The sequence below is a fragment of the Pandoraea anhela genome (assembly GCF_902459655.1).
GTDB lineage: Bacteria > Pseudomonadota > Gammaproteobacteria > Burkholderiales > Burkholderiaceae > Pandoraea > Pandoraea anhela.
In genome coordinates this window covers 130101-151844 of sequence record NZ_CABPSB010000007.1, presented here as the reverse complement: position 1 = coordinate 151844, position 21744 = coordinate 130101, and the positions used below count along the sequence as shown (strand labels likewise).

The 21744-nt window shown below is 65.0% G+C and carries 22 protein-coding genes; 8 read left to right on the top strand and 14 right to left on the bottom strand.

What is annotated here, in order from left to right; all coding sequences use genetic code 11:
* Nucleotide 1 precedes the first annotated feature (1 nt).
* From livH to PAN31108_RS12255, 3 genes are all read right to left on the bottom strand, one after another.
* Nucleotides 2-925 carry a high-affinity branched-chain amino acid ABC transporter permease LivH gene (gene livH / locus PAN31108_RS12265; RefSeq protein WP_023597247.1) on the bottom strand — a complete coding sequence of 308 codons (924 nt, stop codon included), beginning with the start codon at nucleotides 923-925 and terminating at the stop codon, nucleotides 2-4.
* A 104-nt stretch (nucleotides 926-1029) separates the two neighbouring features.
* The gene (locus PAN31108_RS12260; protein WP_150669124.1) at nucleotides 1030-2142 is read right to left on the bottom strand and encodes a branched-chain amino acid ABC transporter substrate-binding protein; all 1113 of its coding nucleotides are present in this window, start codon (nucleotides 2140-2142) and stop codon (nucleotides 1030-1032) included.
* 438 nt (nucleotides 2143-2580) lie between these two features.
* Nucleotides 2581-3486 (bottom strand): LysR family transcriptional regulator, encoded by a 906-nt coding sequence (locus PAN31108_RS12255; protein ID WP_150669123.1) that lies wholly within the window; start codon nucleotides 3484-3486, stop codon nucleotides 2581-2583.
* Between the two features lie 128 nt (nucleotides 3487-3614).
* On the opposite strand from PAN31108_RS12255, the gene PAN31108_RS12250 reads away from it, so the two are divergent.
* Genes PAN31108_RS12250 through PAN31108_RS12240 form a run of 3 tightly spaced genes read left to right on the top strand, consistent with a single transcriptional unit; the run spans nucleotide 3615 to nucleotide 5421 of the window.
* Nucleotides 3615-3824 (top strand): tautomerase family protein, encoded by a 210-nt coding sequence (locus PAN31108_RS12250; RefSeq protein ID WP_150669122.1) that lies wholly within the window; start codon nucleotides 3615-3617, stop codon nucleotides 3822-3824.
* On the top strand, nucleotides 3824-4663 hold the full coding sequence (locus PAN31108_RS12245; RefSeq protein WP_150669121.1) for a 2-keto-4-pentenoate hydratase: 840 nt from the start codon (nucleotides 3824-3826) through the stop codon (nucleotides 4661-4663). Before PAN31108_RS12250 ends, PAN31108_RS12245 begins: the two co-directional genes overlap by 1 nt.
* Nucleotides 4660-5421 (top strand): 2-keto-4-pentenoate hydratase, encoded by a 762-nt coding sequence (locus tag PAN31108_RS12240; RefSeq protein WP_150669120.1) that lies wholly within the window; start codon nucleotides 4660-4662, stop codon nucleotides 5419-5421. Before PAN31108_RS12245 ends, PAN31108_RS12240 begins: the two co-directional genes overlap by 4 nt.
* Before the next feature lie 159 nt (nucleotides 5422-5580).
* Here the strand turns inward: PAN31108_RS12240 and ribD are convergent, their stop codons facing one another.
* From ribD to hemL, 5 genes are all read right to left on the bottom strand, one after another.
* Nucleotides 5581-6687, bottom strand: a complete 1107-nt coding sequence (ribD, locus tag PAN31108_RS12235) for a bifunctional diaminohydroxyphosphoribosylaminopyrimidine deaminase/5-amino-6-(5-phosphoribosylamino)uracil reductase RibD (RefSeq protein ID WP_150669119.1) — start codon at nucleotides 6685-6687, stop codon at nucleotides 5581-5583.
* A 14-nt stretch (nucleotides 6688-6701) separates the two neighbouring features.
* A complete protein-coding gene (locus PAN31108_RS12230) occupies nucleotides 6702-7220 on the bottom strand; it encodes a TPM domain-containing protein (RefSeq protein ID WP_174994954.1) in 519 nt (172 codons plus the stop codon).
* 35 nt (nucleotides 7221-7255) lie between these two features.
* Nucleotides 7256-8152 carry a TPM domain-containing protein gene (locus tag PAN31108_RS12225; protein WP_150669117.1) on the bottom strand — a complete coding sequence of 299 codons (897 nt, stop codon included), beginning with the start codon at nucleotides 8150-8152 and terminating at the stop codon, nucleotides 7256-7258.
* 10 nt (nucleotides 8153-8162) lie between these two features.
* Nucleotides 8163-8777: a LemA family protein gene (locus tag PAN31108_RS12220; protein WP_150669116.1), complete on the bottom strand. Its 615-nt coding sequence runs from the start codon at nucleotides 8775-8777 to the stop codon at nucleotides 8163-8165.
* A 96-nt stretch (nucleotides 8778-8873) separates the two neighbouring features.
* Entirely contained in the window at nucleotides 8874-10178 is a 1305-nt protein-coding gene (gene hemL / locus PAN31108_RS12215) for a glutamate-1-semialdehyde 2,1-aminomutase (RefSeq protein ID WP_150669115.1), read from the bottom strand.
* Nucleotides 10179-10328: 150 nt separating this feature from the next.
* Between hemL and rnk the strand changes: the two genes are divergently transcribed.
* Nucleotides 10329-10754, top strand: coding sequence for a nucleoside diphosphate kinase regulator (gene rnk / locus PAN31108_RS12210; RefSeq protein ID WP_150669114.1), 426 nt, complete (start codon nucleotides 10329-10331; stop codon nucleotides 10752-10754).
* A 264-nt stretch (nucleotides 10755-11018) separates the two neighbouring features.
* Here rnk and PAN31108_RS12205 read toward each other — a convergent pair whose 3' ends face one another.
* The gene (locus PAN31108_RS12205) at nucleotides 11019-11621 is read right to left on the bottom strand and encodes a phosphatase PAP2 family protein (RefSeq protein WP_150669113.1); all 603 of its coding nucleotides are present in this window, start codon (nucleotides 11619-11621) and stop codon (nucleotides 11019-11021) included.
* A 618-nt stretch (nucleotides 11622-12239) separates the two neighbouring features.
* Between PAN31108_RS12205 and PAN31108_RS12200 the strand changes: the two genes are divergently transcribed.
* Nucleotides 12240-12443, top strand: a complete 204-nt coding sequence (locus tag PAN31108_RS12200) for a hypothetical protein (protein ID WP_150669112.1) — start codon at nucleotides 12240-12242, stop codon at nucleotides 12441-12443.
* A 197-nt stretch (nucleotides 12444-12640) separates the two neighbouring features.
* Here PAN31108_RS12200 and PAN31108_RS12195 read toward each other — a convergent pair whose 3' ends face one another.
* The 5 genes from PAN31108_RS12195 to edd all read right to left on the bottom strand — a co-directional run bounded on the left by PAN31108_RS12195 (nucleotide 12641) and on the right by edd (nucleotide 17316).
* On the bottom strand, nucleotides 12641-13144 hold the full coding sequence (locus PAN31108_RS12195) for a hypothetical protein (protein WP_150669111.1): 504 nt from the start codon (nucleotides 13142-13144) through the stop codon (nucleotides 12641-12643).
* Nucleotides 13145-13291: 147 nt separating this feature from the next.
* Nucleotides 13292-13837 carry a hypothetical protein gene (locus tag PAN31108_RS12190; protein ID WP_150669110.1) on the bottom strand — a complete coding sequence of 182 codons (546 nt, stop codon included), beginning with the start codon at nucleotides 13835-13837 and terminating at the stop codon, nucleotides 13292-13294.
* Between the two features lie 74 nt (nucleotides 13838-13911).
* Nucleotides 13912-14793: a 4-hydroxy-tetrahydrodipicolinate synthase gene (gene dapA / locus PAN31108_RS12185; protein ID WP_150669109.1), complete on the bottom strand. Its 882-nt coding sequence runs from the start codon at nucleotides 14791-14793 to the stop codon at nucleotides 13912-13914.
* A gap of 72 nt (nucleotides 14794-14865) precedes the next feature.
* The gene (locus tag PAN31108_RS12180) at nucleotides 14866-15345 is read right to left on the bottom strand and encodes a hypothetical protein (RefSeq protein WP_150669108.1); all 480 of its coding nucleotides are present in this window, start codon (nucleotides 15343-15345) and stop codon (nucleotides 14866-14868) included.
* A gap of 123 nt (nucleotides 15346-15468) precedes the next feature.
* Nucleotides 15469-17316: a phosphogluconate dehydratase gene (gene edd, locus PAN31108_RS12175; protein WP_174994953.1), complete on the bottom strand. Its 1848-nt coding sequence runs from the start codon at nucleotides 17314-17316 to the stop codon at nucleotides 15469-15471.
* Between the two features lie 265 nt (nucleotides 17317-17581).
* Here edd and zwf point away from each other — a divergent pair, with 265 nt between their 5' ends.
* The 3 genes from zwf (at nucleotide 17582) to PAN31108_RS12160 (ending at nucleotide 21697) form a co-directional block, all read left to right on the top strand.
* A complete protein-coding gene (gene zwf / locus PAN31108_RS12170; protein WP_150669107.1) occupies nucleotides 17582-19057 on the top strand; it encodes a glucose-6-phosphate dehydrogenase in 1476 nt (491 codons plus the stop codon).
* 113 nt (nucleotides 19058-19170) lie between these two features.
* A complete protein-coding gene (gene pgl, locus PAN31108_RS12165) occupies nucleotides 19171-19848 on the top strand; it encodes a 6-phosphogluconolactonase (protein WP_150669106.1) in 678 nt (225 codons plus the stop codon).
* Complete coding sequence (locus tag PAN31108_RS12160; RefSeq protein ID WP_174994952.1) at nucleotides 19826-21697, top strand: bifunctional transcriptional regulator/glucokinase; 1872 nt, start codon at nucleotides 19826-19828, stop codon at nucleotides 21695-21697. Before pgl ends, PAN31108_RS12160 begins: the two co-directional genes overlap by 23 nt.
* Nucleotides 21698-21744: the final 47 nt, after the last annotated feature.

Sequence of the window (21744 nt, the reverse complement as noted above, 5' to 3'; positions counted from 1 at the left end):
CTCAGACTTTCTCGACGTCGGGTTTGCCCAGCAAGCCGGTCGGGCGGAACAGCAGCACCAGCACCAGCAGGCAGAACGCCACGATGTCCTTGTACTCGGAGGGCATGTAGCCCGAGGCGAGCGTCTCCGCCAGCCCCAGCAGCACACCACCCAGCATGGCGCCGGGAATGCTGCCGATACCGCCCAGCACCGCCGCCGTGAAGGCCTTGATGCCGGCGATGAAGCCGATATACGGATTGAGCTTGCCGATGGTCAGGCCGATCAGTACGCCGCCCACGGCCGCGAGCATGGCGCCGAGCACGAACGTGAACGAGATGACGCGGTTCGTGTCGATGCCGAGCAGGTTGGCCATGCGCATATCCTCGGCGCAGGCACGGCAGGCGCGGCCCATGCGCGAGTTGGCGATGAACAGCGTAAGCAGAATCATCAGCGCCACCGTCACGCCCACGATCAGCATGCGAGCGTAGGGAATGGTCACGGTGAAGTCGCCCATCGGAATGTCGATGGCGCCCGAGATCAGCATCGGCACGGAAACGTCACGCGCGCCCTGACCGATCTGCACGTAGTTCTGCAGAAAGATGGACATACCGATCGCGGAGATCAGCGGTCCGAGACGAGGTCCGCCGCGCAGCGGGCGATACGCCACCCGCTCGATCGCGAAGCCGTAGAGGCCCGTGATCAGCACCGATACCAGCAGCGCTGCGCCCAGCACGAGCGGCAAGGGGTAGCCTGCCGCCGTTCCGATTGCAGTCAGTGTGACAAGCCCGACATAGGCGCCGATCATGTAGATCTCGCCGTGGGCGAAGTTGATCATGCCGATGATGCCGTAGACCATTGTGTAGCCGATGGCAATCAACGCGTAGATCGCGCCCAGCGTCAGGCCATTGACCAGTTGCTGGGCAAGCTGTGGGAAAAATTCGTTCATGCGGGAAGCCTCGCGACTAGCGGGGGCCGAGCGCGAATGCGAGCCGCCCGCCGGGGTCGGCGGGCGGCTGAGGGTGATTCGCTGGCCGGTAACGCGTCAGGGAATCAGTTGGCAGCGGTCTTGGTCGCGTCCTTGTGCCACGTGAAGACCACGAACTTGAACGACTTCAGATCGCCGGCGGCGTCGTACGCCACCTTGCCGATCGGCGTGTCGAACGTGTTGGCGTGGAGGTACTTGGCGACCTTTTCCGAGTCCGTGCTCTTGGCGCCGGCGATGCTGTCGGCGATCAGCTTCACACCGGTGTAGGCCGGCATCTGGAACGGGCCGTTCGGATCACGCTTGGCGTCGGCGAAGGCCTTCACCAGCTTGGCATTGGCCGGGTCGGCAGCGAAGTCGGCCGGCAGCGTGACGAGCATGCCTTCCGAGGACGGGCCGGCGATGGCCGTCACGTCCTTGTTGCCCACGCCTTCCGGTCCCATGAACGTCGCCTTCACGCCTTGCTCGCGCGCCTGACGCAGCAGCAGACCCATTTCCGGGTGGTAGCCGCCGAAGTACACGAAGTCCACGCCTTGCGACTTGAGCTTGGTGATCACGGCCGAGTAGTCCGAGTCACCGGCGTTGATGCCTTCGAACAGCACGACCGGCACCTTGGCGGCGTCCAGATCCTTCTTCACCGAGGTGGCGATACCCTGGCCGTACGACTGCTTGTCGTGCAGCACAGCGACCTTTTTCGGCTTGACCTTGCTGATGATGTACTGCGCGGCTGCCGGACCTTGCTGGTCGTCACGGCCGATCGTACGGAAGATGAAGTGACGCTTCTTGCCTTCGGTCAGCTGCGGTGCCGTGGCCGACGGCGTAATCATCACCACGCCTTCGTTTTCGTAGATGTCCGATGCCGGGATCGTCGAGCCCGAGCACACGTGACCGATCACATACTTGATCTTCTGGCTGACGATCTTGTTCGCGACGGCGACGGCCTGCTTCGGCTCGCATGCGTCGTCCATGAACACGGCTTCGAGCTTGTTGCCGTTCGCACCGCCTGCGGCGTTGACCTGTTCGATAGCGGTCAGTGCGCCGGCCTTGACCATGTCACCGTACTGAGCCACCGAGCCGCTGAACGGGCCCGCGATGGCGATCTTGACGGTCTCGGCGTTGGCAGCCGTTCCGAGGAGGGCGAGAGCAGCGGCAACGAACAGGGATTTGTGACGAAACTGCATTGTGGACATCTCCTTGATTTGTATTTTTTGACTACCCGGGCATGCGATAGTCTTAATCGACTGCTGAACCTGGTCTGTATTGGATCATTCTGGCCATCGGCGGCTCGAACGATGCGCCATAGTAGCGTAATACGCTCGTCAATAGAAACAGGTATCCTGAGTTCCCCGAAAACCCCCATGGATAAAGGGTTTCAAAAGGGTCGCAAGAAAAAAATAAGAGTCGTCACAGAGATACTCCGTAGTACTACGCAGGTTGTTAATACGATATCCGCCGATCAAATCGTGGAATCGGGGCCATATTGAATGGCGACAATGGATTACGCATCAGGACATTTTGGATACAATCCGCATTGCATTGAAATCCAATGTTCAACGTTTTGCATCCATCTGGCCGAATTTGACGGTTGATAGCGCGCAAGCGCCCGAGGGGCCGATCGCTTACATCGATAACGGATGACGCCGAGTACGCGATTGCCGGATGAGGGCGAGAAACGCGGCGAGGATGGGGGAGTCGTCGTCGCGCCGGTACATGCAGTTCAGTTCGATGGCGCGCAAACGTTGCGATTTCAACGGGCGATACACCACGCCGGGCAACCGCAGGTTGGCGGCGGACTCCGTCGTCACGCAAATACCGAAGCGGCTCGCCACGAGCGCGATCGACGTCACCACGTCTTCCACCTCCTGCTCCACCCGTAACGTCACGCCTTCCGCGCGGAAGGCCGCAGTCACTTCTTCCGCGAGGCCGGGCACCGGCGCGTTCGGGTAAAGAATCATGCGTTCATTGTCGAGATCCGCGAGCGTGAGCGACGTCCGTTTGCACAGCGCATGCCCTTCGTAAAGCGCGACGAGAAACGGTTCGCGATGAATCCAGTCGACGACGAGGTCCGGTTCATCCGGAATCAGGCGATTGAACCCGATGGCGATGCGCCGCTCGCGCAGCGCTGCGATCTGCTCGGTCTTGGACAGGTTGTGCAGGCCGATCTTCACTTCGGGACGCTCGGTGTGAAAGCTCGCCAGCAATCGCGGAATCACGTTGAGAATGCCGGAGCTGAATATGCCGACGTCGAGCCGCCCGATATAGCCCTCGCCTGCGAGCCGCGTTTGTTCCTCCGCCCGGCGCGTGAGCGACAGGATATTGGGCACCTCGGCGAGCAACGTCTGTCCGGCGGCGGTCAGCGCGGCGCCCTTGGGGGTGCGCACGAAGAGCGCCGTGCCCAACTGCGCTTCGAGCGCATGAATGTGACGGGTGAGCGGCGGCTGCGCCATGTTGAGTCGCTCGGCGGCCCGTCCGAAATGGCCCTCCTGGGCCACGGCGAGGAAGTACCGCATTTGCCTGATATCCATGAAACGTTCTCCATCCTGATACCGAAATGGTATCGGATTCTCGAAAATCGGTATTGGACGGTATCCCGTCGAGCCCGCATCATCGGCGCTCGAAGACTTTTGTTTGGGCATTCTCAGGGGACACCAACATGCCGATCGTTCATATCCATCTGGTGGAGGGGCGTGACGACGCCACCGTAAAGGCCTGTGTGAAGGCCGTCGTACGCACCGTGCACGAGACCCTCGGCGCGCCGCTCGAATCGATTCGCGTCTATGCGACGCAGGTGCCGGCGGCGCACTGGGCGGTGGGCGAGCGCACCAAGGACGAGCCGGTGGCACCGGCGAAGGCAGGCGTGTGATGCGCGCCGCCACGTCCCACGCGCCGCGCGACGCCGCCACGCAGGCGCGTCTGCGGCAGGCCGCCGACGCGCTGTTCGACGCCGAGCGCTCGCATCGCTTCATCGCGCCGCTGCGCGACACGTTTGCACCGCTGACCATTGACGACGCCTATGAAATCCAGCGCATCAACACCGAGCGCCGTCTGGCCGCCGGGCGTCGCATCGTCGGCTGCAAGATCGGCCTGACATCCGTCGCCGTGCAAAAGCAACTCGGCGTCGATCGGCCCGACTTCGGCATGTTGTTCGACGACATGGGGTATGGCGACGGCGAACCGATTCCCGCGTCGATACTCACGCAACCGAAGATCGAAGCCGAGATCGCCTTTGTCATCGGACGCGATCTGAACCTCGACAATCCGGGGCAGCTCGATGTCCTGAACGCCATCGAATACGCGCTGCCCGCGCTGGAAATCGTCGGCAGCCGTGTGGCCGACTGGAACATTCGCATCACCGACACGATTGCCGATAACGCATCGTCGTCGGCTTATGTGATCGGCAATACGCCGAAGACGCTGTCCGAATTCGACGTGCGCCTGTGCGGCATGGTGATGGAGCGTCGCGGCGAGCCGGTGTCCGTCGGGGCCGGGGCGGCTTGCCTCGGCAGCCCGATCAACGCGGTGGTGTGGCTCGCGCGCACGATGGCGGCCGTCGGCACACCGCTCAAGGCGGGCGATCTGGTGCTCTCCGGTGCACTCGGCCCGATGGCCGCCGTCACGCCAGGCGACATCTTCGAGACCCGTATCAACGGCCTGGGCTCGGTCCGCGCCGTCTTTGAATCTGCCAGCGAGGCGGCACGATGAGCCATATCCACGACTACGCCAAGCTGCTCGACGACGCAGCGCACTTCGTCCACGAAGTCGAGCAGTTCGACACCGATAACCGTCTGTCGCTCGACGACGCCTACGCCATTCAGGCCGCATCGCTTGCGCGTCGCGCCGAGCGCGGTGAGACACGCGTCGGTGTGAAGATGGGCTTTACCAGTCGCGCCAAGATGATCCAGATGGGACTCTCTGACGTGATCTGGGGCCGTCTGACCTCGGGCATGCAAGTCGAGGAAGGGGCCGCCATCGACTTCAAGCGTTACGTGCATCCGCGCGTCGAACCGGAAATCGCGTTCATTCTGAAGGCGCCGCTCGAAGGCAACGTCACAGGGCCGCAGGCGCTCGCGGCGGTGGAGGCGATTGCACCGGCCATCGAGATCATCGATTCGCGCTACAAGGACTTCAAGTTCACGCTGCCGGAAGTGATTGCGGACAACGCGTCGTCGAGCGGGTTCGTCATCGGTGCATGGCACGACCCGCACGTCGACTTCTCGAATCTCGGGTTGGCGATGACGATCGACGGCCGCACGGTGCAGGTCGGTTCGACGGCGGCGCTGCTCGGCCATCCGCTGCGCTCGCTGGTGGCGGCGGCGCGTTTGTCGGCCGCCGCCGGCGAACCGTTGCAGGCGGGCTGGATCGTGATGGCGGGCGGCGCCACGCCGGCCGAATACATCAAACCGGGCCACTACGTGTCGGTCGAAATGGAGTCGCTCGGCCGCGTGGGCTTCCACGTCTGATCGTCCGGCCTGCGGCGGTGTGTGCTGCCCGGGCAAAGCAACACGGGGTGTACCGGTCGATACGACGCGGCACACCCCGTGTGCTTTTGGGTTGCGTGAGTCTGCGAGCGGAGGGGTGGGCAAAGACGGAGGCAGTCGTGTCGCCGCCCCCCGCAAGCGTCACTGCTTCATACGCGCCACCACACGCGCCATCACCCGCAGGTCGCTTTCGATCATGCGCACGTCGGTAAATTCGAGCGCGAGCTTGTCGTCGAGCGACGTGAGCGCAGGCAGGTTGAACATGCCCTGCGCCTCACCGACGATACACGGCGCGATGTACGTCAGCAGTTCGTCCACACATCCTTCACGCAGCATCGAGCCATTGAGCTTGTACCCGGCTTCCACGTGAATTTCGTTGAGCTGACGCTCCCCCAGCGCGCGCAACAGCGCGGGCAAGTCGACCTTGCCGTTCGCGTTGGGCAAATCCAGCACGCCCACGCCGAGATCGCGCAGACGTGACACACGGTCCGGATCGCCGTTCGCACAGACGACGAGCGCATTGCCGTCGGCCAGCACCCTGGCCGTCGGGGAAATCTCCAGACGCGAATCGACGACGATACGCAGTGGCTGGCGCGGGGTCTGCACCTCACGTACCGTCAGGGCGGGATCGTCCTCGCGCACCGTACCGATGCCCGTGAGGATGGCGCAGGCGCGCGCGCGCCAGGCATGGCCGTCCGCACGGGCTGCCGGGCCGGTGAGCCACTGGCTCACGCCGTTGTTCAGCGCGGTCTTGCCGTCGAGGCTGGCGGCGACCTTCATGCGCACCCACGGCGTGCCGCGCGTCATGCGGGCGATGAAGCCGATGTTCATCTCGCGCGCTTCCTGTTCCAGCAAGCCGCAGCGCACCTCGATGCCGGCTTCGCGCAGCATGCCGAGCCCGCGTCCGGCAACGAGCGGGTTGGGATCTTCCATCGCGGCGATCACGCGCTTCACGCCCGCTTCGATGAGGCCTTTGGCGCACGGCGGTGTGCGTCCGTAATGACTACAGGGTTCGAGCGTGACATAAGCCGTGGCGCCGCGCACCGATTCGCCGCGCGAGCGCGCGTCTTTCATCGCCTGCACCTCGGCGTGGTCGTGACCGGCGGGTTGCGTGAAGCCTTCGCCGATGACGCGGCCATCCTGCACGATCACGCAACCGACGCGCGGGTTCGGCGTCGTGGTGAACATCGCGCGCTCTGCCAGCGCGAGCGCGCGGCGCATGTAAGCAAAATCCTGATCGGAAAACATGAGACGTCAGATCGTCAAAGCATCAGCGGCCGGTCGGTCAACGCATTGTCCGGTGCTGCGCCGGCATGGGCCGGCAGGGATTCGCGCGCAATGCCGCGCAGGGTGTTCAGCGCGTCGAGCACGCTCTGGACATAACGTTCGTCACGAAAACCGGCGCTCATTTGTTCGACGATGGCGTCCCAGCGATGAGCGCTCACCAGCGCATTGACGCCTTTGTCGGCGATCAGCTCGATATCGTGATCGGCGATGTTGATGTACAGCAGTATGCCTGTGCGCTCGCCAGTGTGCGCGACACCCAACTGATGAAACAGTTGAACGGCGCGTTGACGGCACGTTTGCCCGTGCCAGACGGCCGATAGCGGCATTGCCGCCTCGATCACCAGACGGATCTCGCAGCGATGCTCGCGCTCCGAATCGCGGATCGAGGCCTCCAGGGTATCGAGGGCATTGTCCGGAAACAGCCAGCGGGCATGCGCGCGCCACGTGCCGGCGTGACGCAGCCAGCGCGAGATGTCGTGCGGCCTGTGTTGCATCGCGATCTCCTTCTCGTGTGCCGTCGCCATCGCCGTCACCAGTTCCCCGACGAGCCGCCGCCGTCGAAACCGCCGCCGCCCCCGCCGCCGAATCCACCACCACCACCGCCCCCGCCGCCACCGAAGCCGCCGTCGTTACGTCCCCAGCCGCCGAGTCCGCCCCCGAGCCCCCCGGCGATACCACCGCCGAAGCCACCGGGACCGATGCGTCCGCGTTGTCCGGTCAGCACGCGCGAACGCGGATCGTTCGGGTTGGCGCTGGGTAGCCCGGCGCCCTGAAAACGCCGGCGGCTCTCCATGATCACGACCATCGCGATGATGAAGACGATGAACAGCAACGGCAGGAAATCGGACAGATCGGAATGCGGCGCGCGCGTGGCGGGCAGATTCGGTGCGGGCAGCGCCTCGTTGTTCATCGCCGCCTGCACGGCGGCCACGCCTGCGGCCAGCCCGCCGAAGAAGTCGCCTTGACGGAAGTTGGGGGCCATCACGTCGCGCAGAATACGGCCCGAGATCGCGTCGGTGAGCGAGCCTTGCACGCCGCGTCCCACTTCGATGCGCATCTTGCGCAAGTCGTTCGGATTGTCTTTCGCGACGAGCATGATCACACCGTCGTCGACCCCCTTGCGGCCGGCTTTCCAGGCATCGGCGACACGGATGCTGTACTGATCGATGGTCTCCGGCGCAGTGCTGGGCAACATCAGAATGAAGATCTGGCTGCCACGCTGCTGCTCATACTGCGCGAGCTGGTTCTCGAGCGCGTTGCGCTGCTCGGGTGTGAGCGTGCCGGTGAGGTCGGTCACGCGAGCGGTAAGGGCGGGCACCGCGACCAGCGCGTCTGCGCTGGCCGGCAGCGACAGCCAGCACAGTGTGGTCAGCGCCAGTGCCCACCATGTCCACAGCCAACGCTTCGGCCGATGCAGTGCCGCCATTGCCGGATCCTCAGAACTTGACGGCCGGCGCCGTGGAAATGGCCTTCTCGTTGTCCACGGTGAAGTTCGGCTTCGTGGCGTAACCGAACACCTTGGCCGTCAGATTGTTCGGGAACTGGCGCACGTACACGTTGTAGTCCTGTACCGCCTGAATGTAGCGATTGCGCGCCACGGTAATCCGATTTTCCGTGCCTTCGAGTTGCGATTGCAGGTCGCGGAACAGACCGTCGGCCTTCAGGTTCGGATAGTTCTCAGAGACGGCCATCAGACGCGAGAGGGCGCCGGACAATTCGCCCTGGGCCTGCCGGAAGCGCTTGAATGCTTCCGGATCGTTCAGCGTCTGCGGCGTGACCGTGATGCTCGTTGCCTTGGCGCGCGCATTGATCACCTCGGTGAGCGTGGCCTGCTCGTGCGCCGCGTAGCCCTTCACGGTATTGACCAGATTCGGCACCAGATCGGCGCGTCGCTGGTACTGGTTGACGACCTCGCTCCATGACGCCTTGACCGCTTCGTCCTTGACCTGAATTTCGTTGTATCCGCACGCGCTGAGCAACGACGTGAGCAGCCCCAACGCCAGCCAGCGCACGAACGATTGACGAAGCTTGATCGGCAGCAGCATTTGCATGATGTTTCCCCTTGTTATGGCCGGACGGACATCCGGCGGACTACGCAATACGTGGAAAGCGCCACAGTGCAAATGGTAGTGAGCGCCTCGCGGCGCTCACACGAGCGTCCCAAACGCATCGCGCGCGGCATCGATGGTCGCATCGAGGATCGCGTCGTCATGCGTTGCAGAGACGAAACCGGCTTCGAACGCGCTCGGTGCGAGGTAGACACCGCGATCGAGCATGGCGTGGAAGAACTTGTTGAAACGCGCAACGTCCGATGTCGTGACTTCGGCGAAGCTCTGCGGCACGTTGGCGCGGAAATACAGACCGAACATGCCGCCCACGCTATCGCCCGAGAACGGCACGCCGGCGGCCTGTGCCGCATCGACGAGCCCGCTCACGAGCTTCGACGTACGTCGGGCGAGCTCCTCATAGAAGCCCGGCGCCTCGATCAGCTTGAGCGTGGCGAGGCCCGCCGCCACGGCAAGCGGATTGCCCGAGAGGGTGCCTGCCTGATAGACGCCGCCCAGCGGCGCGAGATGCGACATGATGTCGCGGCGTCCGCCGAAGGCCGCAGCGGGCATACCGCCGCCGATGACCTTGCCCAGGCACGTGAGGTCGGCCGTAATGCCGTAAAGCGCTTGCGCGCCGCCCAGACCGACGCGGAACCCGCACATGACTTCGTCGAAGATCAGCACGGCGCCGTGCGCGGTGCACAGCTCGCGCAGCGTTTGAAGGAAGTGACGCGAGCCGCGCACGAGATTCATGTTGCCCGCGACCGGCTCGACGATGACGGCGGCGATTTCGCTGCCCTGTCCCGCGAAAAGTTCGCGAAGCTGGTCGACGTTGTTGTACTCGAGCACGAGCGTGTCGCGCGTGACTTCCTGCGGCACGCCGGCGGAGGAGGGCGCATTGCGCGTCGAGTCGGCGAAGGTCAGCAGGCCTGAGCCGGCTTTGACCAGCAGGCTGTCGGCGTGGCCGTGATAGCAGCCTTCAAACTTGACGATCTTGTTGCGCCCCGTAAAGCCACGCGCCAGACGCAAGGCGCTCATCGTCGCCTCCGTGCCCGAGGACACCAGGCGCACTTGCTCGATGGACGGCACGAGGCGGCAGATGGCTTCGGCCATCTCGACTTCGGCCTGCGTCGGCGCTCCGAAACTGAAGCCCTGCGACATCGCGACCTGTACGGCGGCAACGACTTCCGGATGCAGATGGCCGACGATCATCGGGCCCCACGAGCCGATGTAGTCGATGTAGCGCACCCCTTCGGCGTCCCACATGTAGGGGCCTTGTGCGCGAGCGATGAAGCGCGGTGTGCCGCCGACCGAACGGAAGGCGCGCACGGGCGAGTTCACCCCGCCGGGAATGGTTTGCTGGGCGCGCTCGAACAGCGCGTCGTTCGTAGTGTTTTCGGACATGACTTCAGCTTTGCGGCGCGTAGGCCTATTCACCTTAATGCGTCGATTCTAGCGGATGCCGCCCGAGACCGGGACTTCTCCCCGCGCGGGGCTTCTGTTAGATTGAGGGCACCTTCACTCAACGCCCAAGGAAATTCAAGGCCCGTCGACATGTCCACCGTCAACTCGCAACGTCCCTCGATCACTGTCTCGTCTCTCGACCTCGATCGTCTTTATTCGGTCATCGAGAATGCGCCGCGCGCGGCATTGCCGTATGTGGAGGCACTCGAAACAGAGCTCGCCCGTGCGAGCGTCGTCGACCCGGAGCAAATGCCGGCCGACGTCGCTACGATGAATTCGGTGGTGCGCTATCGTGACCTCGCCACGCAGCAGGAGCATCGCGTGACGCTCGTGTATCCGCAGCATCTCGCGGCTACGGAAAACGGCATTTCGGTGCTTGCGCCGGTGGGCAGTGCGCTGCTGGGGCTGCGCATCGGTCAGTCGATTCACTGGCAAGTGCCGGGCGGTCACCTGATCGAGCTTGAACTGCTCGGCCTCGACTACCAGCCGGAAGCCGCTGGCGAGTACCACCGCTGATTCACGTCTGCCCGGCACCATTGGGAGATTCGGATCTCCCGAGTCTCCCAGGCATTTCCCTCACGCGCTTCCGACGTTCCCGCTTCACCCCCTTCACCCGCTTTCCGCCTTTCCCGCCTCACCCGCTTATCCGCTTATCCGTTTATCCGTTTATCCGCGCTTTAGCCGACTTAGTCGCGCCAACCGGCTCGACCGCGTTTGCAGCGTTCAGCGCCGCGCTTCGCGGTCCCGCCGTCCCGTGGTGCCGACCGTGTCACGCCACGCTCAGCGACGCAGCCAGCCGCGCGCGATCGGCCACGCCATCAGTCGACGATAAACGCCTTCGAGGATGGCGGCGACGATACGGCTCGTCTCGCGCGCGCTCGCCGTGCGCATGATGAGCGCGACGACGATCGACACGACCAGCGCGCCCAGCATATCGACCGGCCAGTGCACGCCGAGATAGACGCGCGCCCAGCACACCGGCAGCGCGCAAATCAGCAGAAGCTTGCCGAGCAGACGCGGCGTGCGTGCGACGGTGCCCATCAGTACGAAGGCCGACGTGAACATGATGGCGCCATGATTGCTGGGGAACGCGCTCGTCGGCGCATGCGCAAGCAGATTCGTGCCGAGGCCGACGACGAACGGACGCGGCTCGAACCAGGCGAGGCCGATGACGGCATTGACGAGCAGTACGAGGCCCACGCCGAGCAGGCCGTGAACGGCGCCTTCGCGATCGCGTCCCCCGGCCAGCCAGAGCGTGGCGAGACCGATCGGCAACAGGAGAATCAGATACTTCGCGAGGAAGACGGCGAGCGCCAGTTCGCCCTCGCTCACGTTGGGCGAGGCGTTGATGGCCAGAAAGAGGGCGCGGTTGAACGAATCCATGAAGTCCGGAGGCAATCGAGTGCCTGCCGGACGTTCGGCGCGTTGCCGGATCGCCGGATACCGGCGCAGCAGCGGGCCGTCGGCCGCCGGCAGGCGGTTTGTGACGAATAGATGACAGATTCTGGCCGAGCCGGCGCGCGGAGGAAAGTGGCTTCCGTCATCATTTTGTAACACGTTGAATTGTCACTTTTCTTTCGACGCACTCGGGGGTAAAATCGCGCCGTCATAGCTCTCAGGAGATCCTTCCGTGGACAGTTGTTCTAGTGGTAGTTGCCGGTCGACCGAAGTCGACACCATCACCGCGAGTTAGTCCCCGGGATCTTCCCTGCCGCTAACTCGCATAGTCGGGTTGGCGCGCACCTCAGACGTACCTTTCGATGGTTTGCCCTCTTTGCCTTCTTTGCCTTCTTTGGCCGCACTCGTTGCGTAACCATGGCATGGACCGGGTTGGGCTCCGTCGCTAGCGTCCGTCTCTCGTAGCACGCTCCCTTATTGGTTTTACGTCTGCCGTTCGGGCTGTCCCGTCGTGCGCGTGCGTTCGTGTGTGTCCCTGAGCCTCGGGGTGACGCGAACGGAACGTTTGCGAAGGTCGGTTGCCGTGCGGCCGGGAGATTCATCGTGTTCCGTTACTCCATGACCCTTCGTTCGGGCAATCCGCAAGCGCTCCTGCTGCCGTCCCAGTGCCTGCATCACTATCACGTCGATCCGCACGCCGATGCTGCCTTGTCCCATGACATGGCCGCGCGTAGCGGCGTGACGACGCGTGTGGGACGTTGGCTGCGGTCGCTCGTGAAGCGCTACGGCCAAGCCAGACGCGCCTGACGTCCCGATGCTCGCCGCGCTTGCGCCGGCCCACGCCGTGCGCACGCCATGCATGAAGAGCATGCGCGCGGTGGCTGGGATGGCGGCTCGGATGGCGGTGACGCGCGCTGCGTCACGTCATGTCACGCCATCGCGCCAGCGGCGAGTGGCTCGCCGCTGGCTTTTTTATGTCGTCTGCACCAGGGTCGGCGAGCGGCTCAATCGTCCACCCAACGCCCTGACGGACGGTCGAAATGTTGCGGGCGCGGTGCGAAGACGTCGCGGGCGTCATCGAGTTCGAGCGTTACGTCGAGCGCGCCGTCGTTGTCGCGCTTGGCGCTGTCGAGCGGGTCGTTGCAGCACAGCCAGAGCGTCACGTCCTTCGGCATGCCGTCCACGCGGAACGACTTGTGACTGCCGACGAGAAACGGTTCGCCATGTTCACCGAACCGCCCGACCAGTTGCCCCATCAAGGCGTCGCTTGCGTGGTATGGGTAAGCCTTGTCGCCGGAGACCTTGTGGAGATACGTGGCGCCGGAGTTCGGCGTGCGGCCGTTGGCGTCGCGGCGTCCGAACTTGCGATCGTCCGTGCGGGTACACCATTCGCCCTCGGCGCGCAAAATCACTTTCGGTGCGTTTTGTGCGCCGACTTTGTATCCGGTGTCCTGCCAGCCGTCTTTGGCGTACACCTTGAGGCGCTTGTTGATGCGATCTGTCGTCATGACACGCTCCATAGTTGACGGGGGGCCAAGAATGGAACGCCGCCTTACCCCCGGGAGGGCTGCCGGGCCGGGGCAAAAGGCGGCCGGGGCAAAAGGCGGCTGGGGCAGTGCGCTGCGCGAGGCGGTGCGGCACTACGTGTTTAGCGGTCAGTTCGAGTGTAGCCGCACGGCCGTGCCAGCCGAAGCATAAGGACGGAGGTCTGCCTCCAAACGGTCGAGACGGTCCGAGCGGCGCTTGGGAGAGACGGCGATGCCAAGCTCCGCATACAACTCGTCGAGGGCTTCACGTGTGCCGACGAGCAACGCGGTCGTTTGACCGGTGATGTCGGTGACGACGCTCACCAGCGTCTGTCCCTGACACGTCTCGCGTGCGGCGACGAATTGGGTCGAGGTCAGCGCGGCGAGGGTCGCGAAGCGCTCGGCCTGCACGAGGCCGTTGATCTGGAAGACCGGTTGCGCGGCGCCGGTGGCGCGAGGCGCGAAGCGTACGTTCACGCCGTCGCTGCGCACGCCGAGCGCGGCGAACAGCTTGTCTCGTCCATGTGTGCCGAGTGCGCAGTAATCACCGTGCACCCAGCGCGAGATCGTATTGCCCGTGATCCCGGTCGCATAGGCCAGTCGCGCCAGTGTCGTGCCCGAGAGTTTGATCAGCAGACGGGCGACGGTGCGGTGACGCTGTTCGATGTCATCCATAACGAAAGTCCTGTCGTGAGAGCGGAGGAAATGCGGGGCGACGAGGGCGCGCGTGAGATTGTCGACGTGCGACGTCAGAACGCCATCATCACTTCGAGCTGCGCTTCGATGTCTTTGCGAAGCGCGGCGGAGCAGGGCATGAGTGGGCGACGGACCGTCTCCGTACACAGGCCGAGCGATGTGAGCGCGGCTTTGATGGCGACCGGATTCGGCTCGGAGAACAGACGCCGGATCAGCGGTTTCATGCCGTTGAACAGCTTGTTGGCGTGATCCATGTCGCCCTCGCGCACGTAACGGATGAGCTTCAGATACAGGTCGGGCCGGACGTGCGCCGCAGCGGAGATGCAGCCGACGGCGCCCGCATGCAATGCGGGCAGGATCTGCATGTCGTCGCCACACAGCACGCGCATGGTGACTTGCGAGGGCAGATGCGTGAGCGGATGCGCGTCGCATTCCTTAATGGCGGCGAAGGCTTCATGCGAGGCGAGTTCGCGAATGGTGTCCACGCCGAGCGTGACCCCCGTGCGCAACGGCACGTTGTAGAGCACCAGCGGTTTGCGGGTGCCTCCCGCGAGCGTGCGGTAGTGCCAGAGAATGCCTTCCTGCGAGGGGCGCAGGTAATACGGCGGCGGCACGAGGTACCCGGCGAGCGGCAGGTCGTCGAGACTGCGGATCTGACGTGCGGCGTTCGACGTGTCGGCAGCGCCCACCCCGGCGAGCACCGGCGCATGGCCGTGGGCCAGATGGCAGGCTGTCTCGACGAGCCAGCGGCGCTCTTCGTCATCGAGTAGCGTGCCTTCGCCGGTGGTGCCGGCCACGACCAGACCGTTTACGCCGGCAGCGAGGTAGTAGTCGACCAGGCGCGCAAAGGCGTTGCGATCGATCTGGGCGCCATTGGCGCCGGTCATGGGCGTGACGAGGGGAACCCACACGCCTTCGAAGATGGCTGTGTTCATAACCGGAAGATGCTGTGTTTGACCAATGGCGTCGGCACACTCTCCGACGCCGGCCGTTCTGACGGCAGGACCTCAGACGGACGGACGCAGGCGCAGCGCGCCGAATTCCGCTTCCGGCAGCGACTGCATGACGACATCCATCGCCCGCGAGGCTTCGACTCGCGGCAGGGCAATCGACACGACGGCGGCCGTATCGCGGCGGATCGGACGAATCGTCTCGACGCGCCACGGCAGCGGCAGGCTCATCGCCAGCGTGACGGCCAGCGAGGAGACGGCGGCACGGCTGAGCGTGATGTCGAGCGTGGCGTCGAGACGCGCGCGTGGGTTGTATCGATTGCGTTGCCGCGCTGCGGCGAAGGCGTCGGCGGGAGGTGCGGCCTGGGCGCTGGCCGGCGTCGACACGGCGACGGGGCTGGCTGTCGTGACCGAGGCGCGCGCTGCGGCGGGCGTGAGGTCGAAGGCCCCGAAAGCTCGGAGCGTGTCGGCGGAAGTGGACGGGACGGCGCTCGCACCGGGAGGTTCGAGGCTGGCGCGTTGGGCGATAGCAGGCATGGCAACGTGTCGTTTGACGACTGAAGTGACAACGAGGCCAGTCTAGGGACGCGCGGGTAAAAAAGGCGTCAAGATTTCGACGCCTGTCTTTACCGTCATTCTGGCGGGGATCGCGGGGCGCGATCAGTCCTGCGCGGGATAGTCCGCGTCGTTGAACAGCACGCAAGCGCCGTGGGGCGCCGCGCCCACGTTGTTGCGGAACAAGCCGAACATATTGCGCCACGGATCGAACGGCCGGTGCGGTGCGGGTTCTGGCGCGCGGGCGGCGAGGGTCGCGTCGTCGACTTCACAGTGAAGCGAGTTCGTCTCGCAGTCGATGGAAATGATGTCGCCGTCCTGTACCCGTGCGAGCATACCGCCCTGCTCGGCCTCGGGCGACAGGTGAATCGCGGCGGGCACCTTGCCGGAGGCCCCCGACATCCGGCCGTCCGTCACGAGCGCCACGTGATGTCCTTCGTCCTGCAACAGGCCGAGCATCGGCATGAGCTTGTGCAACTCGGGCATGCCGTTCGCACGCGGCCCCTGGAAGCGGACCACGACGATGACGTCGCGCGTGAGCTCGCCCGCCTTGAACGCGGCCTGGGCCGATTCCTGGTCGGAGAATACGCGTGCCGGGGCGCGCACCTTCCGGTGTTCGGGTTTGACGGCGGAGGATTTGATGACGGCGCGCCCCAGATTGCCCGCGAGCATACGAAGCCCGCCCTCCGGGGCGAACGGTCGCGACGCGGGGCGCACGATGGTCTCGTCGAGGCTCTCGGCAGGCGCGTCGTGCCACGACAGCACGTCGTCGCGCAGGAACGCTTCCTGCGTATAAGTGCGCAGCCCGTGCCCCATGACGGTGGTCACGTCGTCGTGCAGGAAGCCGGCGTCGAGCAATTCGCGAATCAGGAAGCTCAGGCCGCCTGCCGCGTGGAACTGGTTCACGTCGGCCTTGCCGCTCGGGTAGACGTGGGCGAGTAGCGGTGTGACGTCCGACAGTTCGGCGAAGTCCTGCCAGTCGAGCAGAATGCCGCCCGCATGCGCCATCGCCACGAGGTGCAGCGTGTGGTTCGTCGACCCGCCGGTGGCGAGCAGCCCGACCACGCCGTTGACGAACGCTCGCTCATCGAGAATTTGCGACGTGTTGATGCCCGACTTCGCCAGGGCGATCGCTCGGGCGGTTGCGGCCTGTGTCAGCGCATGGCGCAACGGCGTATGCGGGTTGACGAACGACGATCCGGGCAGATGCAGGCCCATGAACTCCATGAGCATCTGATTGCTGTTGGCCGTGCCGTAGAACGTGCAGGTGCCTTCGGTGTGATATGCCGCGAGTTCGGCGTCGAGCAGGGCGGCGCGCGTGACACGCCCGGCCGCGTATTCCTGCCGGATGCGCGACTTCTCGTCGTTCGGCAGCCCGGAAGGCATCGGCCCGGCGGGGCTGAACACGGCGGGCAGATGGCCGAACGCCTGTGCGGCGATCACCAGACCCGGCACGATCTTGTCACACACGCCGAGGAACATGGCGGCGTCGAACATCTGATGCGAGAGGGCGACGACCGACGCCATGGCGATCAAGTCGCGTGAGAACAGCGACAGTTCCATGCCGGCGTACCCTTGCGTTACGCCGTCGCACATTGCGGGCACGCCGCCGGCGACCTGCGCGCTCGCGCCATGGGCGCGGGCGGCGGATTTGATGATGTCGGGGAATTCGGCGAACGGCGCGTGCGCCGACAGCATGTCGTTGTACGCGGTGACGATGCCGATGTTGGGGCTGCGCTCGGAGCGGATCTTGAGGCGATCGTCGGCGGGCGCGGCGGCGAGCGCATGGGCGAGGTTGGCGCAGCCGATCCTTTCGCGACCGGGCTGGCCCTGCGTGGCGCGCGCGACGCCTTCGAGATATGCCTGGCGGGACGACCGGCTGCGCTCGATGAGGCGCTCGGTCACGCGTTGCACCACCGGATGCAGGGACACGTTGTGCGAAGACTGGGTCATGGTGATTCCGGGACGGGGGACATCGTTGTGGGTCGCCCCATACGGTGAGCGCATCGAATCGCCGTCGGGCCGCCCATGTGCACGCTGCCCGGCCTGCCGCGTCTCCCGCATGCTGGCTGTGTTGCGGCCCTGATCTTCATCTGCGAACCCCGCCATGTGACAGGGCGATGTAGTCAAAGCACGAGATTTTGTTGATTTGTAGTGTAGTTAAACTACAATGCAGTGTCAAAGTTGCGCTTTCCCAGTGACACGTGGACGTCTTGTCATGAACACGCCTTCACCCTATACCTTTGTGTTGTTCGGCGCCACCGGCGATTTGTCGCTGCGCAAAGTGCTGCCGTCGTTGTTTCGCGCCTTTCGCACCGGGCAACTCGGCCCCGAGCAGACGGGCGATGCCGGTCGTATCCTGGCTGTCGCCCGCAAGCCGATGGACGCCGCCGAATATCAAGCGTGGTGCGAACACCATGTGCGCCAGCACATCAAGACCGACGTTTGGGACGGGGACGTCTGGAAGCGCTTTCTCGCCACCATCGATTACATGCCGCTCGATCTCGGTCGCGAAGCCGAGTTCGGTGTATTGGCCGAGCGGCTGGCGACGCGTCCGGGCGTGCGCATTTTCTATCTCGCGACCGGCCCGTCGCTGTTCATCCCCATTTGCGAGGGGCTGCGCAGCGCCCGGCTCAACGAGAACAGCCGCATCGTGCTCGAAAAGCCGCTGGGACACGATCTGGCGTCGTCCGAAGCGATCAACGACGCCGTGGGCGCGATCTTCCGCGAAGACCAGATCTACCGGATCGACCACTACCTCGGCAAAGAGGCGGTCCAGAACCTGCTGGCGCTGCGCTTCGGCAACGCGGTTTTCGAGCCGCTGTGGCGGCGTGAACTGATCGACAGCATTCAGATCACGATTGCCGAGGAGATCGGTGTCGAAGGGCGCGGCGAGTTCTACGAACAGACGGGCGCGCTGCGCGACATGGTGCAGAACCACTTGCTGCAACTGCTCGCCATCGTGGCCATGGAGCCGCCGCTGTCGATGGACGCCGATGCCGTGCGCGACGAAAAGATGCGCGTGTTGCGCTCGCTGCGTCATCTGGACGACGAGAGCGTGGCGCGCAATGTGGTGCGGGGGCAGTACGGCGGCGGCGCGATCGGCAAGTCGGCGGTGCCTGCCTACGTCGACGAGCCGGGCGTGCCGGCCGACAGTCAGACGGAGACGTTCGTCGCCCTCAAGGCCGACATCGACAACTGGCGCTGGGCGGGGGTGCCGTTCTTTCTGCGTACCGGTAAGCGCCTCGGGGAGCGCGTGGCGGAGATCGTCGTCAACTACCGCGCAACACCGTACCCGTTGCTCGGCGACGCGACCGCGCAGCCGGGCGTGAACCGTCTCGTCATTCGCCTGCAACCGAACGAGTCGATTCGTCTGTACTGTCTCGCGAAGCAGCCGGGCGAGGGGATGAATCTGCAATCGGTGCATCTCGATCTGGCATTCGACCAGTTCTTCAAGGGGCACCGGATGGACGCGTATGAGCGTCTGCTGCTCGACGTCATCAACGGACGCCTTGCGCTTTTCGTGCGACGCGACGAACAGGAGCAGGCGTGGCGCTGGGTGGCGCCGATTCAGGCGTACTGGTCGCGCCAGCACAAGGGGCCGAAGCGTTACGCCGCCGGCACCTGGGGGCCGCCCGCCGCGAGCGCGCTCCTCGCGCAATACGGCACGAGCTGGGTCGAGGAAGACAACTGATCGACGCGGCAGCGTCCATCCGGAAGCACCCATAGAACAAGCGTGACGGATCGCCGGGGCCGAAACGGCCGCGGCGCTCACCGTCCACAGCCAAGGCACGGAGACACACACCCATGATCCACTGGCGAACCTTTCCCACGCGCGACGCGCAGGCGCATGCCCTCGCGAACGCGGTCGTCGCGGGCATCGACGAAGCGTTGACGATTCGGCCACGCGTCTTGCTGGCCGTCTCCGGCGGCACCAGTCCACGGGCGTTTCTCTCGCAACTCGCGCGCTTGCCCGTCGCATGGCGCAACGTCGACATCACGCTGGTCGACGACCGCTGGTTGCCGCCCGACCATGCCGACAGCAATGCGCGTTTGCTTGCGCAGACGTTATTGCCGGATGCGACCGGGGCACGCTGGCTGCCCCTCGTCGACACGGCAACGGCCGCGACCTTGCAGGTGCGCACGCTCAACGACACGTGGACGCATGGCGTGCCGCAGGTCTGCGTGCTCGGCATGGGCGAGGACGGTCACACGGCGTCGCTGTTCGCCGACGCCCCGCAGTGGCAACACGCCATCACCACCCACGACAAGTTCGTCCTTGTGCAGCCGCAGCGCGCGCCGTATCAGCGTGTGTCGTGGTCGCTCGCCGCGCTTGCGGCCTGCGACCGGCTCATCCTGCAAATTCAGGGCCCGGCCAAACGTGCCGTGCTCGAAGCAGCGCAGGCGGACGAACAGGACAACGCCATCTCCCGGCTGATCCACCGTGAAGGAGTCAAAATCGATGTCTTCTGGAGTGAGGAATAATCCGCCGCATCTGAGCGGCCCGCGCCTGCTTGCCGACATCGGCGGCACCAACGCCCGTTTCGCGCTGGAGATTGCGCCGGGCGATCTCGTCGAGATTCGCGACTACGCCTGCGACGACTATGCCGGCGTGCCAGAAGTGATTCGCGCCTATCTCGATCAGGCCGATCACGCCGAACCGGTGCGGCATGCTGCCATCGCCATTGCGAATCCGATCGAAGGCGACGAGATCCGCATGACGAATCGCGACTGGCGCTTCTCCATCGAAGCGACGCGTCGCGCGCTGCGCTTCGAGACGCTGCTGGTCGTCAACGATTTCACCGCGCTGGCCATGGCGCTGCCGTATCTCACGCAAGCGCAGAAGTATCAGATCGGCGGGGGCGAGCCCCGTCCGAACGGCGTGCTGGGGCTGTTGGGGCCGGGCACCGGCGTGGGCGTGTCCGGCCTGATTCCTGCGGGCGACCGGTGGATCGCCCTGGGCAGCGAGGGGGGGCACACCACGTTCGCGCCGGCGGACGAGCGTGACATCGACGTGCTGCGCTACGCATGGAAGCACTTCCCGCACGTGTCGTTCGAACGTCTCGTTGCCGGCCCCGGGATGGCGCTCGTCTATCAGGCGCTGGCCGAACGTGCGGGGCGTCGTGTGCCATCGTTGGAGACGCCGGCCATCGTCGAACTCGCAAAGTCGGGCGATGCGCTGGCGCGCGAGACCGTCGACGCCTTCTGCGCGATGCTCGGCACCCTCGCCGGCAACGTCGCGGTGTCGCTCGGCGCGGTCGGCGGCGTGTATCTGGGCGGTGGCGTGATTCCGAAACTCGGCAAGTTGTTCGAGGACTCGCCGTTTCGCCAGCGCTTCGAGGCGAAGGGACGTTTCGAGGCGTATCTGAAGAAGATTCCGACGTATGTCATCACCGCCGATCATCCGGCATTTCTCGGCACGTCCGCGATCCTCGCCGAGCAACTCGGCACGCACGCCGCAGGCGCGGGCGCATTGATTGACCGGTTGCATCGCTTGCGCGACCGCCTGAGTCCGGCGGAGCAGCGCGTGGCCGAACTTACGCTCAAGCAGCCGCGCGCGTTGTTGGCCGAGCCGGTCGCAGAGATTGCGCGGCTGGCGCGAGTCAGCCAACCGACGGTCATCCGCTTTTGTCGCAAGCTCGGGTGTCAGGGCCTCTCGGATTTCAAGCTGAAGCTCGCGAGTGCACTGACGGGCACGCTGCCGGTGCGTCACGGGCAGGTGCACGTGGGTGACACGGCGGCGGAGTTCAGTGCCAAAGTGCTCGACAACACCGTCTCGTCGATTCTGCAAATGCGAGAGCATCTCGATGCACGCACGGTGGAAGCGGCGGTGACACTGCTCGACGGTGCGCGCCGCATCGAGTTCTACGGGCTGGGCAATTCCGGCGTGATCGCGCAGGACGCGCACTACAAGTTCTTCCGCTTCGGCAAGCCGACCATCGCGTACGGCGACCCGTATCTGTTGCAGGCGTCCGCGGGCTTGCTGGGCGAGGGGGATGTGGTCGTCGCGATCTCGGCCTCGGGGCGCTCGGCCGATCTGAACCGCGCCGTCGATATCGCGCTCGCGCGTGGCGCGAAGGTCATTGCGCTCACGGCACGCAATTCGCCGCTCGCCCGCAAGGCGACGCTGGTTCTCCCTAACGATCACGTCGAGACGATGGGGGCGCACGTCACGATGATCGCGCGCATTCTGCATCTGGCCGCCATCGACGTGCTCGCTGTCGGCGTGGCCATTCGTCGTGCGGGGCCGGGAGCGGAAACGGCGGGCGAGGGGGCACTGGACTGGCTGGGCCACGGCAGCGGACAGGACGCCGGGACGCCTGCGGCGGCCTGACGCGCCGCGTCGGCCGTCCATGTCGTGTAGGGCATGTAGGGCATGTA

Coding starts and splice junctions, on each gene's coding strand:
- livH (WP_023597247.1), bottom strand. CDS start 925: ATGAACGAATTTTTCCCACAGCTTGCCCAGCAACTGGTCAATGGCCTG.
- PAN31108_RS12260 (WP_150669124.1), bottom strand. CDS start 2,142: ATGCAGTTTCGTCACAAATCCCTGTTCGTTGCCGCTGCTCTCGCCCTC.
- PAN31108_RS12255 (WP_150669123.1), bottom strand. CDS start 3,486: ATGGATATCAGGCAAATGCGGTACTTCCTCGCCGTGGCCCAGGAGGGC.
- PAN31108_RS12250 (WP_150669122.1), top strand. CDS start 3,615: ATGCCGATCGTTCATATCCATCTGGTGGAGGGGCGTGACGACGCCACC.
- PAN31108_RS12245 (WP_150669121.1), top strand. CDS start 3,824: ATGCGCGCCGCCACGTCCCACGCGCCGCGCGACGCCGCCACGCAGGCG.
- PAN31108_RS12240 (WP_150669120.1), top strand. CDS start 4,660: ATGAGCCATATCCACGACTACGCCAAGCTGCTCGACGACGCAGCGCAC.
- ribD (WP_150669119.1), bottom strand. CDS start 6,687: ATGTTTTCCGATCAGGATTTTGCTTACATGCGCCGCGCGCTCGCGCTG.
- PAN31108_RS12230 (WP_174994954.1), bottom strand. CDS start 7,220: ATGCAACACAGGCCGCACGACATCTCGCGCTGGCTGCGTCACGCCGGC.
- PAN31108_RS12225 (WP_150669117.1), bottom strand. CDS start 8,152: ATGGCGGCACTGCATCGGCCGAAGCGTTGGCTGTGGACATGGTGGGCA.
- PAN31108_RS12220 (WP_150669116.1), bottom strand. CDS start 8,777: ATGCAAATGCTGCTGCCGATCAAGCTTCGTCAATCGTTCGTGCGCTGG.
- hemL (WP_150669115.1), bottom strand. CDS start 10,178: ATGTCCGAAAACACTACGAACGACGCGCTGTTCGAGCGCGCCCAGCAA.
- rnk (WP_150669114.1), top strand. CDS start 10,329: ATGTCCACCGTCAACTCGCAACGTCCCTCGATCACTGTCTCGTCTCTC.
- PAN31108_RS12205 (WP_150669113.1), bottom strand. CDS start 11,621: ATGGATTCGTTCAACCGCGCCCTCTTTCTGGCCATCAACGCCTCGCCC.
- PAN31108_RS12195 (WP_150669111.1), bottom strand. CDS start 13,144: ATGACGACAGATCGCATCAACAAGCGCCTCAAGGTGTACGCCAAAGAC.
- PAN31108_RS12190 (WP_150669110.1), bottom strand. CDS start 13,837: ATGGATGACATCGAACAGCGTCACCGCACCGTCGCCCGTCTGCTGATC.
- dapA (WP_150669109.1), bottom strand. CDS start 14,793: ATGAACACAGCCATCTTCGAAGGCGTGTGGGTTCCCCTCGTCACGCCC.
- PAN31108_RS12180 (WP_150669108.1), bottom strand. CDS start 15,345: ATGCCTGCTATCGCCCAACGCGCCAGCCTCGAACCTCCCGGTGCGAGC.
- edd (WP_174994953.1), bottom strand. CDS start 17,316: ATGACCCAGTCTTCGCACAACGTGTCCCTGCATCCGGTGGTGCAACGC.
- zwf (WP_150669107.1), top strand. CDS start 17,582: ATGAACACGCCTTCACCCTATACCTTTGTGTTGTTCGGCGCCACCGGC.
- pgl (WP_150669106.1), top strand. CDS start 19,171: ATGATCCACTGGCGAACCTTTCCCACGCGCGACGCGCAGGCGCATGCC.
- PAN31108_RS12160 (WP_174994952.1), top strand. CDS start 19,826: ATGTCTTCTGGAGTGAGGAATAATCCGCCGCATCTGAGCGGCCCGCGC.